Annotated in this window: 13 protein-coding genes; 7 read left to right on the top strand and 6 right to left on the bottom strand. The window is 69.5% G+C overall.

From position 1 onward, the window contains the following. Window positions 1-36 precede the first annotated feature (36 nt). The 4 genes from QSJ19_RS19330 (at window position 37) to hflX (ending at window position 4,262) form a co-directional block, all read left to right on the top strand. Entirely contained in the window at window positions 37-774 is a 738-nt protein-coding gene (locus tag QSJ19_RS19330) for a class III extradiol ring-cleavage dioxygenase family protein (RefSeq protein ID WP_286322617.1), read from the top strand. Then, window positions 771-1,718 carry a tRNA (adenosine(37)-N6)-dimethylallyltransferase MiaA gene (gene miaA / locus QSJ19_RS19335; RefSeq protein WP_286322618.1) on the top strand — a complete coding sequence of 316 codons (948 nt, stop codon included), beginning with the start codon at window positions 771-773 and terminating at the stop codon, window positions 1,716-1,718. Before QSJ19_RS19330 ends, miaA begins: the two co-directional genes overlap by 4 nt. A gap of 64 nt (window positions 1,719-1,782) precedes the next feature. Continuing rightward, window positions 1,783-2,697: a diaminopimelate epimerase gene (gene dapF / locus QSJ19_RS19340; RefSeq protein ID WP_286322619.1), complete on the top strand. Its 915-nt coding sequence runs from the start codon at window positions 1,783-1,785 to the stop codon at window positions 2,695-2,697. A 65-nt stretch (window positions 2,698-2,762) separates the two neighbouring features. Further along, window positions 2,763-4,262, top strand: coding sequence for a GTPase HflX (gene hflX / locus QSJ19_RS19345; protein ID WP_286322620.1), 1,500 nt, complete (start codon window positions 2,763-2,765; stop codon window positions 4,260-4,262). Window positions 4,263-4,479: 217 nt separating this feature from the next. Here the strand turns inward: hflX and QSJ19_RS19350 are convergent, their stop codons facing one another. From QSJ19_RS19350 to QSJ19_RS19365, 4 genes are all read right to left on the bottom strand, one after another. Further along, a complete protein-coding gene (locus tag QSJ19_RS19350; RefSeq protein WP_286322621.1) occupies window positions 4,480-4,740 on the bottom strand; it encodes an HPr family phosphocarrier protein in 261 nt (86 codons plus the stop codon). Between the two features lie 147 nt (window positions 4,741-4,887). Further along, the gene (locus tag QSJ19_RS19355; RefSeq protein WP_286322622.1) at window positions 4,888-6,981 is read right to left on the bottom strand and encodes a PTS fructose transporter subunit IIABC; all 2,094 of its coding nucleotides are present in this window, start codon (window positions 6,979-6,981) and stop codon (window positions 4,888-4,890) included. 71 nt (window positions 6,982-7,052) lie between these two features. After that, a complete protein-coding gene (locus QSJ19_RS19360) occupies window positions 7,053-8,063 on the bottom strand; it encodes a 1-phosphofructokinase family hexose kinase (RefSeq protein ID WP_286322623.1) in 1,011 nt (336 codons plus the stop codon). Further along, window positions 8,060-8,830, bottom strand: a complete 771-nt coding sequence (locus QSJ19_RS19365; RefSeq protein WP_286322625.1) for a DeoR/GlpR family DNA-binding transcription regulator — start codon at window positions 8,828-8,830, stop codon at window positions 8,060-8,062. Before QSJ19_RS19365 ends, QSJ19_RS19360 begins: the two co-directional genes overlap by 4 nt. Window positions 8,831-9,026: 196 nt before the next feature. Between QSJ19_RS19365 and QSJ19_RS19370 the strand changes: the two genes are divergently transcribed. Next, complete coding sequence (locus QSJ19_RS19370) at window positions 9,027-10,697, top strand: phosphoenolpyruvate--protein phosphotransferase (protein WP_286322627.1); 1,671 nt, start codon at window positions 9,027-9,029, stop codon at window positions 10,695-10,697. A 15-nt stretch (window positions 10,698-10,712) separates the two neighbouring features. Here QSJ19_RS19370 and lexA read toward each other — a convergent pair whose 3' ends face one another. Continuing rightward, window positions 10,713-11,468, bottom strand: coding sequence for a transcriptional repressor LexA (gene lexA / locus QSJ19_RS19375; RefSeq protein WP_286322628.1), 756 nt, complete (start codon window positions 11,466-11,468; stop codon window positions 10,713-10,715). 243 nt (window positions 11,469-11,711) lie between these two features. Between lexA and QSJ19_RS19380 the strand changes: the two genes are divergently transcribed. Beyond that, window positions 11,712-12,290: a LysM peptidoglycan-binding domain-containing protein gene (locus QSJ19_RS19380; RefSeq protein ID WP_286322629.1), complete on the top strand. Its 579-nt coding sequence runs from the start codon at window positions 11,712-11,714 to the stop codon at window positions 12,288-12,290. A gap of 102 nt (window positions 12,291-12,392) precedes the next feature. After that, on the top strand, window positions 12,393-12,872 hold the full coding sequence (gene nrdR / locus QSJ19_RS19385) for a transcriptional regulator NrdR (RefSeq protein ID WP_286322630.1): 480 nt from the start codon (window positions 12,393-12,395) through the stop codon (window positions 12,870-12,872). Window positions 12,873-12,885: 13 nt separating this feature from the next. Here nrdR and hrpA read toward each other — a convergent pair whose 3' ends face one another. Then, window positions 12,886-16,791: an ATP-dependent RNA helicase HrpA gene (gene hrpA, locus QSJ19_RS19390; protein ID WP_286322631.1), complete on the bottom strand. Its 3,906-nt coding sequence runs from the start codon at window positions 16,789-16,791 to the stop codon at window positions 12,886-12,888. Window positions 16,792-16,880 lie beyond the last annotated feature (89 nt).

Raw genomic sequence — 16,880 nt, forward strand, 5'->3', positions numbered from 1 at the left:
GTCGCCTCCGGGGTGTGTTCGACTACCGTCGACGTCGTGCTGGCGTCTGTGGTCTTCGTGCCGAGTGCTCCGCTGCTCGTGCCGGCCATCGCCGGACCGCGCGCCGACGACACTGGTCCCGTCCGGACGGCGACGCTGGCGGCAGGGCGCGGACTCGCCGATGCGGCGTCCCGCTGGGTCGCGATCGGCGCCGCGGACGCGGGTCGCAGCGGGCGCGGCCCCTCGGGGACGTTTGCACGGTTCGGCGTCGACGTGCCGGTGAGTCTGCTGGACCCGACGGAAAGCGAAGCCGACAGCGGCGCCGTCGGGATCGACCGGGACATGCCGTTGACGATGCTGATCGCCGGCTGGCTGCGCGGGGAGGTCGGCGTCGGCGAGGTGACCCCCCTGATTCTGCCTCCCGACAGCAGTGTCGACGATTGCACCCGGATCGGTGCGGATGCGCGCGCCCGGATCGATGCCGCCGTCGGACCCGTCGGCGTCCTCGTCGTCGGCGACGGCGCGACCTCGATGACCGCACGTGCCCCCGGCGGCGGGCTGCGCGCATCGTCGATCGTCCTGCAGCAGCGGATCGTCGAAGCGCTCGCCGGGGCCGACCGTGCGGCGCTGGCCGACCTCGAAGCAGGGGAGTGTGACGCCGAAGGGGTGTCGGGACGTCCGGCCTGGCAGGTGGCGGCCGCACTGTGCGCGGACGACGACCTCGACGGTGAGCTCCGGTACGCGGACGCGCCGTTCGGCGTCGGCTACGTCGTGGCCACCTGGACCCCGCGGTGACCGTCGGCTCGCCGCCGCCGGTCGAGCCGACCGCGTCCGTCGGCCCGACACCCGTCGCCGTCGTCGGGCCGACGGCGGGAGGAAAGTCCGACCTCGCGCTCGATCTCGCCGAGCGTCTCGGCGGAGAGATCGTCAATCTCGATGCGATGCAGCAATACCGCGGGATGGACATCGGGACCGCGAAACTGCCGATGGAGGAACGCCGCGGAATCCCGCATCACCAGATCGACGTGCTCGACGTGACCGAGACGGCCACCGTGGCGCGCTACCAACAGGCGGCGACAGCCGACGTCGAACGGCTGCGCGCCGCCGGCCGCACCCCCGTCCTCGTCGGCGGGTCGATGATGTACATCCAGGGCCTGCTGGATGATTGGCGGTTCCCGGCGACCGATCCGGACGTGCGGGCGCGATACGAGTCGCTGCTGGACGAGATCGGGGTCACCGCCCTGCACGCCCGACTCACCGACGTCGATCCGGGCGCGGCGGCATCCATCCTGGCCACCGACGGTCGTCGCATCGTCCGGGCTCTCGAGGTGGTCGAACTGACCGGCCTCCCGTTCGCCGCATCGGCACCGACGATCGGTGAACCTCGGTGGCAGACCCGCATCATCGCCCTCGATCGGGACACCGCCGAACTCGACGAGCGCATCCGCCTGCGTACCCGCCTGATGTTCGAGACCGGGCTGGTCGACGAGGTCCGTGCCCTGTGTGACATCGGTCTGCGCGACGGTCTTACCGCCTCGCGAGCCATCGGTTACGCGCAGGTCCTCGCCGCTCTCCGCGGTGAGCACGACCTCGAGGCCGCCGAGGAACTGACCTTCATCGGGACCCGACGATACGTACGGCGCCAGCGGTCCTGGTTCCGTCGGGATCATCGGATCACGTGGCTCGATGCCGCCCGCGGCGATCTCCTGTCGGCCGCCCTGCGTGCGGCGGGTCAGTGAGGACCACGAGGTGACGGCCGGCCGAGGAAGATCGCGCTCACCGCACCCGTACCCTGGTGGGGTGATGGCACAGCCCCAGGTCGCCGAACGCCTTCGATTCGTCAAGGGCCACGGCACCCAGAACGACTTCGTCATCCTCACGGATCCGGCCGCTGCGCTGAACCTCACCGAGCCGCTCGTCACCGCGCTCTGCGACCGACGTCGAGGGATCGGCGCCGACGGTCTGCTACGGGTGGTCCGATCGGCGGCGCTCATCGAACGAGGTGTGCTCGACGCACTGCCCGATGGTGTCGGACCCGACGACTGGTTCATGGACTACCGCAATGCCGACGGCTCGATCGCCGAGATGTGTGGAAACGGCGTACGCGTGTTCGCCCATCATCTGCGGGCCGCCGGCCTGATGGCCGACGACCAGTTCGTCGTCGGTTCGCGTGCTGGTGCCCGACCGGTCATCGTGCACTCCCATGACGCGGTGCACGCCGACGTCACGGTCGAGATGGGTGCGGTCACCGCGGACGGCGCATCGCTGGTCCGGATCGGCGACGACGCCTACCGCGGACTCGTGGTCGACGTCGGGAATCCGCATCTCGCATGCGTCGTGCCTGATCTGACGCCGGACGCGCTCGCTGCCGTCGACTTCACGGCCGGGGTCACGCTCGACGACGAGGTCTTCCCCCACGGCGCGAACGTCGAACTCGTGACACCGGCCGGCCCGGCGGACGACGCCGGTCGTCTCCCCGCCGCGATGCGTGTCTTCGAACGCGGCGTCGGTGAGACGCGCAGTTGCGGGACGGGGCTGGTGGCCGCCGGCGCAGCCGTCCTCGCCACCCGAGACGACAAGGTCGGCACCCTGGTCATCACCGTCCCGGGAGGCCGGGTCGAGGTCGGTATCCGGGACGACGGCGCGACGCTTCGCGGACCGTCGATGCTGGTCGCCGACGGGACGCTGCACCCCGGCTGGGACCGCCCACACCGCTGACGAGGTCCCTGCCCGGGAAAACCGGATGCCTCGCGGTGTCGGCCCGTGAGATCATGGTCCTACTCATGACCGAATCAGCATCCACACCGTTTCCCGAATCCTTCCCGGAGGACGACCTGGCCGACCCGCCGGAGAGCGACACCGCTCCGGGGTCCCGGGCCGATATCCTGCGCGGTCTCACCCAGCCGACCACCGGTGAACTCCAACTCGAAGAGCGCGCGTCACTGCAGCGTGTCGCGGGTCTCTCGACGGAACTCACGGACGTCACCGAGGTCGAGTATCGCCAGCTGCGACTCGAACGCGTCGTCCTCGTCGGCGTGTGGACCGAGGGCAGCGCAGCCCAGGCACGCGCCAGCATGGTCGAACTCGCCGCGCTCGCCGAGACCGCGGGTTCGCAGGTGCTCGACGCACTCATCCAGCGGCGCTCACGCCCCGACTCGGCGACCTATATCGGTTCCGGCAAGGCAGACGAGCTCCGTGAGGCCGTTCTCGCGTCCGGCGCCGACACCGTGATCTGCGACGGTGAGCTCACGCCTGCGCAGCTGACCGCGCTCGAGAAGATCGTCAAGGTCAAGGTCATCGACCGGACCGCGCTCATCCTGGACATCTTCGCGCAGCACGCGACGTCGCGGGAGGGCAAGGCGCAGGTCTCGCTCGCCCAGATGGAGTACATGCTCCCGCGACTGCGCGGGTGGGGTGAGTCGATGTCCCGACAGGCCGGCGGCCGCGCCGGCAGCAACGGCGGCGTGGGTCTGCGCGGACCCGGCGAGACGAAGATCGAGACGGATCGTCGGCGCATCCGTGAACGGATGGCGAAGCTACGGCGTGAGATCCGGGGGATGAAGAAGTCGCGGACGGTCATGCGCGCCGCGCGAGAGCGGACCGCCATCCCGCGACTCACCGTAGCCGGTTACACCAACGCGGGGAAGTCGAGCCTGGTCAACGCGATGACCGGGTCTGGGGTTCTCGTGCAGGACGCCCTGTTCGCGACCCTCGACCCGACGACCCGGCGCGCCACCCTCGACGACGGACGCGCAGTGGTGTTCACCGATACCGTCGGCTTCGTCCGCCACCTGCCCACCCAACTCGTCGAGGCCTTCCGGTCCACCCTCGAAGAGGTCGTCGACGCCGACCTCGTCCTCCATGTCGTGGACGGGTCGGATCCGTTCCCCACCGAACAGATCTCGGCCGTACGTCGCGTGATCAACGAGGTGGTCGCCGAGGAGAACGTGGCGCCACCACCGGAACTGTTGGTGGTCAACAAGATCGACGCGATCGACGCGACCCGGATGGCCGAACTGCGTGGTGCGCTCGGCGATGCGGTGTTCGTGTCGGCCCGTACGGGCGAAGGTCTACCCGAACTGTTCGACCGGGTCCGCGAGTTCGTGGGCCGCGGCGACGTCGAACTGACCATCGACGTCCCCTATACCCGTGGCGATCTCATCTCGCGTATCCACGAGGAGGGTGAGGTGCTCTCCAGCGAGCACACCGCTGCCGGCACCACCATGCGTGTCCGGGTCCCCGCCGCCTTCGCCGGCGCACTGGACGACCTCACGACGGGTTAGGCTCGCGCGCCGAGCGGGTCCAGGATCTCGCCGATCGGGTCCCGCAGTCATGAACCGGGCACGGTCGGCGAAAACGTGGACACAGTCGGCGGATTCGAGGGCACGGGGGGCGAATTCGAGGGCACGGTCGGCGCGGGGCGGTCGGGGAGCCGATCTACCCGCACCCCCATTCACCGGCACGCCGGTCGTGGCGCGAACGAGCGGAGGCGTGCGAGGCCTACTCGGCGTCGAGGTCTTTCGCGACCAGGGTGGCGATCGCGTCGAGGGTGGCCTGATCCTCGGCGGTGACGACGACGGTGGTGCCCTTCTCCGCACCCAGGGTCATGATCATCAGCGCGGATCCGGCATCCACCGGTTCGCCGCCCTCGAGCGCGAGGGTCACCGTGGTCCCCGCGTCGCCGACCGCCTCGGCGATGATCGTTGCGGGACGGGCGTGCAGACCGACGGCGGACCCGACGGCGACGGTGGTGCTGGGCATGGTCACTCCTTGGTGTGAGTCTTCGGGGACGAGGATACGGATGGTCGGGCGAGGATGGTGCTCAGTGGACGATGGGGTGCCCTCGCGGACACCCCATCGTCGTGGTCGGATGGTCAGGTCATCGGTCCAGTGTGTCCTGAGTCGGACTCAGGCGGGGACGGTTTCGAGTTCCGACACCACCGTGGCACGGTCACGCTCGGTGTGCCACTGCTTGGCCACGATCACGAGGACGGCGCTGAGTATGGTGCCCGCGGCGAGTGCGATCAGGAACAGATACCAGTGATTCATCGTGAAGAACACGAAGATCCCGCCGTGCGGCGCCCGCTGGGTCACGCCGAACGCCATGATCAGCGCGCCGGACAGTGCGCCGCCCGCCATCATCGACGGGATCACGCGGAAGGGGTCGGTGGCCGCGAACGGGATCGCGCCCTCCGAGATGAACGACGCACCGAGCAGCCAGGCCGCTTTGCCGTTCTCGCGCTCCGGCTCGGTGAACAGCCGCGGTCGGAGCACGGTCGCCAGTGCCAACGCCAGCGGCGGGACCATTCCGGCGCACATGACGGCTGCCATGATCTCGAGTTGTGCGGTGCCGCCGATCGCCAGTCCGGCGGTGGCGAACAGGTAAGCCGCCTTGTTGACCGGACCACCGAGGTCGAAGCACATCATCAGGCCGAGCACGATTCCGAGTGCGATGGCGGAGCCACCGGACATGCTGTTGAGGCCTTCGGTCATCTGCTCGGTGACCCAGGCCAGCGGCTTGCCGAGCAGCATGTAGAGCAGGACGCCGATGATCAGGCTGCCGAGCAGCGGGATGATCACCACGGGCATCAGACCACGTGCCCACTGCGGCAACGGGAGTCGTGAGATCCAGAGGCATGCGATGCCGGCGATCAGACCACCGACCAGGCCGCCGATGAAGCTGGCGCCCACGGCGACCGACACGAGACCGGCGACGAAACCCGGTGCGATGCCGGGACGGTCGGCGATGGCGAAGGATATGTAGCCCGCCAGGACCGGGACGAGCATGCTCATCGCGAGTCCGCCGACCGCGAACAGTACCGCGCCGATGTACTGGCCGAGGCCACCGGCGGGCAGGTCCCACAGGCTGTTGTTCAGTGCGATGAACTGGCCGTCGTTGAGCGCGCCGCTCGTGTCGAGAGTGCCATTGGCGATCTCGTAGCCGCCGAGGAAGGGCAGGAAGGCGAGCGCGATGAGCAGACCACCGGCCGCGACGAACGGGATCATGTAGCTGACGCCGGTCATCAGGGCCTGCTGGGTCTGTTTGCCCAGCCCGACGCCACCGGCGTCGCCGGAACGGTCGGCGCCGGTGTCTCCGTCGCCTGCGGTGACCACCGCGGCACGCGGATCGGTCGATGCCGCAACGGCTTCGGCGATCATCGTGTCGGGCTCGTTGATGGCGCGCTTGACACCCGAGGAGATGACCGGTTTGCCGTGGAAGCGTTCCTTGCCCTTGACGCCGACATCGGTGGCGAAGATGACGGCATCGGCGTCGGCGATCACCGACGGATCGAATGCCGTGGTCGCCGACGACCCCTGCGTCTCGACATGGAAGTCGACATCGGCGCGCTCCGCCGCGTACTTGAGTGCGTCGGCGGCCATGTAGGTGTGCGCGATGCCCGTCGGACACGCCGTGATCGCCACGATCGACGGGCGCTTGTCGGTCGTCGCCGGTGCCGCAGATGCCGGGGGTGTCGTGGCAGCGGCAGCTGGGGTGGCCGTCGCGGCCCCCGTCGCAGCGGGTGCCGCCGCTGTCGGAGGTGTCGCCGGCGGATTGATCGCCTCGTCGACGAGTTCGACGACCCGTTCGTCGCTGTCCGCCGCACGCAGGGCCGCGACGAAGTCGGGCCGCACCAGCGACCGCGCGAGCGAGCTCAGCAGTTTCATGTGCTCACTCGCCCCGCCCGCGGGAGCGGCGATGAGGAACACCAGATCCGCCGGTCCGTCCGGTGCGCCGAAGTCGACCTTCTGGGAGAGGCGCGCCATGGCCAGACTCGCCTCGGTGACGGATTCCGCGCGGGCATGCGGGATCGCGATGCCACCGGGGAGCCCGGTCGCGGACTTGGCTTCGCGTTCGAGGGCGCCGCGGGCGAGGTCGGTGGCGTCGGTGGTGCGGCCTGCGTCCGCGAGCGCGTCGGCGAGATAGCCGATGACGGCGGCGGGTTCGGCGCCGGCATCGACGTCGAGACGCACCGTCTGCGTCGTGATGATCTGTTCTGACATGGGATTTCCTTTGTCGTCGAGAGGGGATCGGCGGGGTGGGTTCGCGTGGGGAGCGCGATGGTTGTGCGACGTCATCTCCTCGGGGCGGCTCCCGAGAGTTCGGTGATCCCGACACGGTCGAGGTCGAGCGAGTCGGGCGACGGTGGTTGGGTGCCGGCCAGAGCGGTGGCCGCGGAGCCGTAAGCGACCGCGGTGCGGAGCCGGTCGGGTTCGGCGTCTCCGCGCGTCTCCGCGATGAGGTAGCCGGCAAGGGCGGAGTCGCCGGCACCGACCGTGCTGCGCGGGACGATGGGCGGCGGTGTCGCGAACCAGGTCCCGGACCCCGTGATGAGCATCGCGCCGGAGGCGCCGAGGGTCGCGAGGATCGCGGCGCCGGTCCGATCGACGAGTGCCCGCGCAGCAGCGATCAGTGGATAGTAGTCACCGCGGGCGGTGGCGGCGACGAGCCGTGCCGGGTCGACCCCGGTGGCCTCCGCGAGCTCCTCGTCGTTCGGCTTGAGCAGGTCGACACGCCCGGTGACGGTTGCCGACAGCGGTGCCCCCGAGGTGTCGACGGCCACCCGGCAACCGAGGTCCACGAGGCCATCGATGACGGTGCGATACCAGGTGTCGGGCAGTCCCGGCGGCAGGGACCCGCACAGGGCGACCCAAGCCGTGTCGCGGGCGTTGTCGATCACCAGATCGGCGAGCCGGCCCGCCTGTGCGGCGTCGAGCGCGTGGCCGGGCGCGTTGATCTTCGTCGTCGTGCCGTCGGGGTCGGCGACGGTGATGTTCGACCGGACCTCGCCGTCGATCGGAAACGCCAGGTAGGGGAGTGCGACGCCGTCGAGGGCCGTCAGCAGGGGGTCGCCGGCGCGCGCGGGCAGGATCGCCCGCGTGCTGATGCCCGCCTGGGCGACCACCCGAGAGACATTCACGCCCTTGCCGCCCGGTTCCGCGCGTACCGCCCGTGCGCGTTGGACGCCACCTCGGGCCAGCGGGGCGGGCAGCTCCAGGGTGCGGTCGAGGCTGGGATTCGCGGTGACGGTGAGGATGGTGGGTGCGGCCGGGATCGGAGATGTCATGTCGTCTCTCTCGCTCATGCGATCACCACGTCGATACCGCGCGCGGAGAGCGCGGCCGAGGCGACCGGGTCGATGTCGTCGTCGGTGATCAAGACGTCGACGTCGTCGAGATCGGCGAACGAGGACAGGTCCTCCCGATCGATCTTCGACGAATCTGCCAGGACCACAACGCGATTGGCGACACGTACGATGGCCGACTTGATGGCGGCCTCGTCCGGGTCCGGGGTCGACAGTCCGTGGGAGTGGCTGATGCCGTTGCTGCCGACGAATGCCGTCGAGACGCGCAGCCGCTCGAGGGCGGCCACAGTCTCGGCGCCGACGGTGGCCTGGGTGAGGCCACGGACGCGTCCGCCGAGGACATGGAGGTCTGCGCTGCGGTTGTCGGCGAGGACCGCGGCGATCGGGATGCTGTGCGTGATCAGGGTCAGGCGTCGGTCCCGGGGCATGGCGAGCGCCGCCTGGCAGGTCGTGGTGCCGGCGTCGAAGAAGACCGAGCCGCCGTCCGGAGGAAGGAAGCGCGTCGCGGTCCGGCCGATCGCGAGCTTCTGATCGGTCCGGGTCATCTGACGTTCGTCGATGCCCTGCTCACCGAGAACCGGGGTCGTCCCCGGGCGAACCGCCCCTCCGTGCACCCGCTGCAGGTGCCCGGAGCGCTCGAGAACCGCGAGGTCGCGTCGGACGGTCTCGCTGGTGACGTCGAACAGCGTCGCGAGCGCGGTCACGGACGCACGACCGTTGGCGCGCACCTGATCGGCGATCGCCTGCTGGCGCTCTTCGGCGTACACGGTTCCTCATCTCATGCGGATCATGCGAGACCTGAAGGTCTGTGGATTTGTGTGGCTTTCGATGTTGCTATATCTGTGTTTACGCCTGTTTGTGTTGACAAGTCAAGGATTTCTTGTAACTTGAATCACAGAACTGGTCGAATGCGGCGTCAATCCACATTGGGCCGCGCCCGGTCGACGCAGAGATAGGACTTCGGTGGAGCAGACACAGGTACTGAGCGGAACCCCGGTCGTCGGCGGTCAGGCCTACGGTCCCGCGGTGTGGCCCGGTGAGCGACCCGCGTACGACCCCGCGACCGCGGTACCGGTGCCCCCGGAGGAGCGTGAGGTCGAGACCAAACGGTTCACCGATGCGGCGTCTGCCGTCGCCGGACGGCTCCGTGAACGCGCCTCCCACTCGTCGGGAGCCGCCTCCGAGGTGCTCAGCGCGACGGCAGCTCTGGCCGAGGACCGGGGGTGGGTCGGTGCTGCATCAGCGCTGATCGGCAAGGGGACGGCCGCACCTGCGGCCGCGACTGCCGCCACCGAACAGTTCGCCGCGATGTTCACCAAGCTCGGCGGGCTGATGGCCGAGCGTGTCACCGATCTCAACGATGTCCGCGACCGCGTCGTCGCCGAACTGCTCGGCGTCCCCGAACCGGGTGTCCCCGAACCCGACGAGGCGTCGGTGTTGCTCGCCGACGACCTGGCCCCGGCCGACACGGCCGGCCTCGATCCGGTCAAGATCATCGCCCTGGTCACCCGGCTGGGCGGACCGACCTCCCACACGGCGATCATCGCCCGGCAGTTGGGAATTCCCTGTGTCGTGGCGGTCACCGGACTCGGCGTCGTCGCTGCCGGCAGCACGGTCCTCGTGGACGGGACGGCGGGGACCCTCGAAGTGGACCCGGACGAGTCCGCCGCAGTGGCGGCCGTGGAGTCGAGTCGCCGTGCCGCTGCGGCCATGGCCGGCTGGGAAGGGCCCGGACAGACCGCCGACGGTCGTTCGATCTCGATCCTCGCCAACGTCGCGGACGGCACCTCGGCGCGCACCGCCACCGGTCATCCCGTCGAGGGGGTGGGACTGTTCCGGACCGAGCTGGCGTTCCTCGACCGTCCCGATGAGCCGTCGGTCGACGAGCAGACCGCGCTCTATCGTGAGGTCCTCGAGGCGTTCCCCGGGCAGAAGGTGGTCATCCGGACACTGGATGCCGGGTCGGACAAACCGCTGAAATTCGTGACGCCCGCAGACGAGGCGAATCCCGCACTGGGTGTGCGCGGCAACAGGATCGCGATCGACCATCCCGAGATCCGCACCGCTCAGCTCGATGCGATCTCAGCTGCCGGTGCGGCCGCGGGCACCACCCCGTGGGTGATGGCCCCGATGATCGCGTCGGCCGCTGAGGCCGCCGAGTTCGCGGCCGAGGTCCGGCAGCGTGGCATGGTCGCCGGTGTGATGGTCGAGGTGCCGGCTGCGGCGATCCTGGCCCCGTCGATCCTGGCGGAGGTGGACTTCGTGTCGATCGGTACCAACGACCTCACCCAGTACACGATGGCGGCGGACCGGATGTCCGCGGAACTGGCCGCTCTCACCGACCCGTGGCAACCGGCCGTGCTCGCCCTGATCGGGATGGTGGCGCGGGCAGGTCTCGATGCCGACAAGCCGGTCGGGGTGTGCGGTGAGGCGGCCGCGGACCCATTGCTCGCGTGCGTCCTCGTCGGCATGGGCGTGACGTCGTTGTCGGCGGCGCCCGCCGCGGCCGCCGCGGTCGGGGTCCGGCTCGGCGGCGTCACCCTCGATCAGTGCCGCATCGCCGCCGACGCCGCTCTGGCGACGTCCGACCCGGCCGCTGCCAGAGCGGCCGCGACGGCCGCGCTGCAGTCCTGATCACCCAGGGCCGGATCAGATCCGACGCATCACCGTGACGACCTTGCCGAGGACGGCGGCGTCGTCGCCCGGGATCGGCTCGAAGAGTTCGTTGTGCGGCATCAGCCAGACGTGACCGTCCTTGCGCTTGAACGTCTTCACCGTCGCCTCACCGTCGATCATCGCGGCGACGATGTCCCCGTTGTCGGCGACGTTCTGCTGACGCACGACGACCCAGTCGCCATCACAGATCGCCGCGTCGATCATCGACTCGCCGACAACACGGAGCAGGAACAGTGATCCTTCGCCGACGAGCTCGCGGGGGAGCGGGAAGACGTCCTCGACGGCTTCCTCGGCCAGGATCGGTCCACCGGCGGCGATGCGACCCAGCACCGGTACGAAGGTCGGGGTGGGCAGGCCGCCGTCCTCGGCGCCCGCCGCGGATCCGCCGGGCGGCGTGTGATCGCCGTCCTGGATGTTGACCGCACGCGGCCGGTTGTGGTCGCGTTTGAGCAGACCCTTGCGCTCCAGCGTCCGGAGCTGGTGGGCGACCGACGAGGTCGACGTGAGGCCCACCGCGTCCCCGATCTCCCGGATGCTCGGCGGGTAGCCGCGCTCACGGACGGACCGGCGGATGAACTCGAGCACCCCGCGCTGCCGGGGGGTGAGGGTGGCCTCGGCGACCTCGGGGTCGGCGACGACGGGGTCGGTGGCGTCCGGGTCGGTGCCGCCCGCCGTCGTGGGGTCGGAACCGCGGGCGGCTCCGCGCCGCCCGCCGGCCTTCTCGCTCATCGGTGAGTCCTTCCTGTCGGGATGTCGGCGAACCCGCTCAGTGGGCCGGATCGGGACCGTGAAGCAAAACTGCTGGCTGATGGGGTTCTGTAGGGCCGACACTAACGGACCGAACCGACATCTTCAAACATTTGTTCGACGTGTGTCGAGACTTTGTCGGGGCATCGTGCTAGAAATCGAACATGCGTTCCATCGAACACGTGATCGATCACCCGGGTCGGTCGGGGACGCCAGGAGGACATGATGAGCACGGCAACTCTCACGCGCACCACTCCGTACGTCCGCCGCGGGGACGTCGGCGTCGCGGTGTCGGATCCGACTCCGACCCCGAAAGCGGCCCGTCGCCGGGTCGGTGACCCGTCGATCGACGTCCCGGGCCGTGCCCCGCGACAGACGGGTACCGGTTCACGCCCCCGCCGCGCAGCACGGATGGAACCGACACGGCCGGCCGATCGTCGTCCGGCGGGGCCGGTCCCGACCTCTCGTGCGGCGAGCACGCGATGCGCGACTCCCGTGACCGATCGCCGGGTCTTCGCCCGACGTCGCGCCACCGCGCTCGCCGTCGTGGTCGGTGCCGCGCTCGCGCTGATGGTGTGGGTGGTCGCGATCGTGGGCTCGAACTACGCTGCCTCGGTCGCCCCGACACCGGTCGGCACCGAGGTCGTGCACGTCCGAGCAGGCGACACACTCAGCTCGATCGCCGACCGCGTCGCACCCGAACTGCCACGTCAGTCGGTGATCGATCAGATCGTCGAGCGCAACAACCTGTCGGGTGCGGGCCTGCGCGTCGGGCAGGCGCTGATTGCGCCCGCGTACCGCTGAGTCGGGGGCGGTATCCTCGTGGCACAAGGTCCGGCCGGAAACCGGCACGGTGCAACGGGCATGCGGTGCGCCGGTGTGTCCCGAGATGTGCGTGAGGATGACATGCGCTGCCCGTTTTGCAAGAACGAAGACACCAAGGTCATCGACTCGCGTGTCGCCGATGAGGGGCAGGCGATCCGACGACGCCGTTCGTGTGCGGAGTGCGGTCGCCGGTTCTCGACGGTGGAGAGCGCAGTCCTGTCGGTGGTCAAGCGCAACGGCGTGACCGAGCCGTTCAGTCGCGAGAAGGTGATGCGCGGGGTTCGCCGCGCGTGCCAGGGTCGTGACGTCGCGGAGGACGCGCTCGCGAAGCTGGCGCAGCAGGTCGAGGATGCGGTCCGCGCGTCGGGGTCGGCCGAGATCCCCAGCAACGAGGTGGGGCTGGCCATCCTCCGGCCGTTGCGCGATCTCGATGAGGTCGCCTATCTGCGCTTCGCCTCGGTCTACCGATCCTTCGACTCGCTGGAGGACTTCCAACGGGAGATCGACGACCTGCAGGGTGACCTCAGCCAGGAGAAGTCGGTCGACCCGGCAGGCACCTGACTGCCTCGCCGTCTCAGGTGAACTCGGCGATCGATCGCACGGCCCGCTTCTCCGAGATGGGATACGCGGTGCCGAGTCGCTGCGCGAAGATACCCACCCGGAGTTCCTCGATCAGCCAGTGCGCGAATTCGTCGAGCGCGGAGCGACGTGCTGCCGGGAGTTGCGCCGATCGCTGATTCCATCGGGCCACGACCCGATCGATGGCGGCCACCCCGTCGCGATCGCGTGACGGTGCGACGGACAGATCGGCCAGCCGGTGCTCGGCCGCCTCGAGATACCGCGGGATGTTCGCGAGATGGCGGTGTGGCGTCGTGGCGACGAACCCGTCGAAGACGAGTTCGGCCAGCTGTTCGGCCACATCGTCGGCAGCGAGTGTGCCACTGAGACCATCGATCTCGCGGCGCAGCGGCGCCACACGCCGCAAGACCTCGGTCGCCGAGGCGAAGATCTCGGGTGCCTTGGCTGCCACGGCCGGCCGCATGCGATCGGCCAGCTCGGTGAACTGCTCAGGTGTCCGGATCGACGCGAGATCCCGCGTCGCCGCGAGGTCGCGGATCGCGCGGCGGGTACAGTCGCCGATCAGGTCGTCGGGCCGCAGATACGGGCTCTGGCTGAGCGCGAGGCGTCCAGCCGGGTCCAGGGTCCCGGTGATCTTGCGCGACAAGGCCGGCAGCCGGAGTTCGAGCAACGCGACCACCGCCTCGGTGAGTCGTCGGTCCCGTTCCGCGGTGGAGGCCGCCAGGCCGGTGCGGACACCGACGATGCGGTTGCGGTCCGTGGCGACCTCGAGTGTCGGGTACCGAGTGATCGCCTGCCCGGCGACGGTCGACGTCTGCTCGTCCGCCAGGTTGCCGATGCCCTCGGCGGTCCAGTCCGTGAACACCTCACGTCGCGCCGGAGCGTCGTCCTCGGTGTCGGTGAGACGCTTCTTGAGTGCGGTGAGCGACTTCCCGCTGGCGATCGTGGCGCCGTCGCGGCCGACGACGGCGAAATTCATGGTCAGGTGCGCCGGGATGCGTTCGAGGTCGAAATCCTTGGGGGACACCGTCATCGTCGTGATGGTCGACAGTTCGCGGGCCAGCCCCACCGTCAGGGGTTCGGCGCGCGGGGTCAGGCGGGACAGTGCGAGGTCGGCGAATCGCTGGGCCGGCGCCATCGACTTGCGCAGCGACTTCGGCAGCGACTTCACGAGCTCGGTCGCGAGTTCGGATCGCAGTCCGGGCACGGTCCAGTCGAAGCCGGCAGTCCGGACATGGTCGAGCAGCGGACGCGGGATGACGACGGTCACCCCGTCGTCGGGTGCTCCGGGTTCGAAACGGTAGCGCAGTTCCAGACGTGTCTCGCCCTGCTGCCAGGCGCCCGGGAAGTCGGTGTCGGCGACGGACACGTCGGCGGCGACGTCTTCGGGCCGGAGGTCGAGGAGGTCGGGATCGGAGCGTCGCGCCGCCTTCCACCAGGTGTTGAAGTGACGAGTCGACACCACGTCGGCGCCCACGCGGGCGTCGTAGAAGTCGAACAGCTGCTGCTCGCTGATGACCACGTCCCGGCGCCGGGCCCGGTGCTCGACGTCGGCGGCGGCCTCGAGTAGATCCCGGTTGTGCTGGAAGAAGCCGTGATCGGTGCGCCAGTCGCCCTCGACGAGCGCGTGTCGGATGAACATCTCGCGCGACGTGACGGGGTCGATGGCGCCGTACGGGACGCGTCGCCGGGCCACCAGCGGCACCCCGTACAGCGTGACGCGTTCATACGCCATCGCCGCGCCCCTCTTTCCGGACCAGTGCGGCTCGCTGTAGGTGCGCCGCACCAGATCGCCTGCCAGCTTCTCCGCCCAGAGCGGATCGATGCCGGCCACCGTGTGGGCGAACAGCCGCGACGTCTCGATGATCTCGGCAGCCATGATGAACGACGGCGGCTTCCGGGCCAGCGACGACCCGGGGAAGATCGCGAGTGTCGTGTTCCGGGCGCCGGTGAAGTCTCGTGTGTCGCCCTGACGGACAGCGATGTTGCCCAGCAGTCCGGACAGGATCGCACGGTGGATCGCGTCCGGATCGCGTTCGCTGCCGGGGACCGTCCAGGTGAGGTCGGCGACGATACGCGACAGCTGCCGGTGCAGTTCGGTCCATTCGCGGATTCGCAGGAAGTGGAGGAACTCGCGCTCGCAGAGCCGGCGGAACTGGTTGCCGGACAGCTCTCGTCGTCGTTCCTCGAGGTAGGACCACAATTCCAGGTAGGTGAGGAACTCGGACCCGGGAACCGCGAATCGACGATGTGCGGCGTCGGCGGCCTCGCGGTTCTCGGCCGGCCGCTCACGGACGTCGGCCAGCGAGAGTGCCGCTGCGATCACGAGAATGTGGTCGAGACAACCGAGTTCGTGCCCAGCGATGAGCATGCGCGCCAGCCGTGGATCGACCGGGATGCGGGCCATGTCACGCCCGACCGGCGTCAGCACGGGTTCGTGGTCGTCGCGGGTGGTCTCTCGGATGGCGCCGAGTTCGGTGAGGACGGCCATGCCGTCGCGGATGGCGCGCGCGTCGGGAGGCTGGACGAACGGGAACGCGGACACGTCGCCGAGGCGCAGGGCGGCCATCTGCAAGATCACCGCCGCCAGATTGGTGCGCAGGATCTCCGGGTCGGTGAAGGCCGGTCGGGCGTCGAAGTCGTCCTCGGTATAGAGACGGATACAGATTCCCGGGGCCACACGGCCACACCGGCCGGCCCGCTGTCGCGCACTGGCCTGGGAGATGGGTTCGATAGGCAGCCGGTTCACCTTGGAGCGTGTCGAATAGCGGGAGATGCGGGCGGTGCCGGTGTCGATGACGTAGCGGATGCCCGGGACCGTGAGCGATGTCTCCGCGACATTCGTCGCCAGCACGATGCGGCGCCCCGAGGACGGCGCGAAGACGCGTTGCTGGTCCGCGATCGAGAGTCGCGCGAACAGGGGCACGATCTCGGCGCCCGCCGACACCCGGTGCCCGAGAGCATCGGCGGTCTCGCGGATGTCCCGCTCGGTCGGCAGGAACACCAAGATGTCGCCGGTGCGGCGCGACGACCACAGGTCGCCGACGGCCTGATCGATCGCCTGGGCCTGGTCGAGATCGCGGTGGTCGGAGTCGGGGTCGCGGGCGTCGCCGAACGGGCGATAGCGGATCTCGACGGGGTGGGCCCGTCCGGACACCTCGAGGATCGGCACCTCGGTCGACTCGTCGCCGAAGTGCCGCGCGAAGCGGTCCGGTTCGATCGTTGCCGACGTGATGATCACCTTCAGGTCGGGACGTCGCGGCAACAGGCGTTTGAGATAGCCGAGGATGAAGTCGATGTTGAGACTGCGCTCGTGCGCCTCGTCGATGATGAGCGTGTCGTAGTGGCGTAACAGGGGGTCGGTGCCGATCTCGCGCAACAGGATTCCGTCGGTCATCACCTTGACGAGGGTGTCGGCGCCGGATCGGTCGGTGAAGCGGACGGAATAGCCGACGGCGTCACCGATCTCGGTCGCGGTCTCGTCGGCGATACGCCGGGCGACCGAACTCGCCGCGATGCGCCGCGGCTGGGTGTGGCCGATCACGCCGCGGACGCCTCGGCCGAGTTCCAGGCAGATCTTGGGGAGCTGCGTCGTCTTACCGGATCCGGTCTCGCCGGCGACGACGACCACCTGGTGATCGGCGATGGCGGCGGCGATCTCGGCGCGCGCCTCGGAGACCGGCAGCTCCGGTGGGAAGGAGATGACGGGCACAGTGGCCCGCCGACGATCGATCCGGCGTTGCGCCGACTCGACGTCGGCGGTCAGACGCGTCCACGCCGCTGCCTGTGGCGACCGCCCCAGCTTGTCGAGCCGACGGTGCAGTCGATGAGCATCGACGATGGTGAGTTCGGAGATCTGGTCGGCGAGCTGTCGTCGGTCGTCGGTGGTCGGCGCGGGCATGATGGTTCCAGGATATTCTCCCCGTCGCGCGGGGGCGTCACGCGCCCGCCGGTGCGCGCCGGACCTGATTCGGCCCGTCGTCCGACCAC

This window comes from Gordonia sp. ABSL11-1 (assembly GCF_030315685.1).
Classification (GTDB): Bacteria; Actinomycetota; Actinomycetes; order Mycobacteriales; family Mycobacteriaceae; genus Gordonia.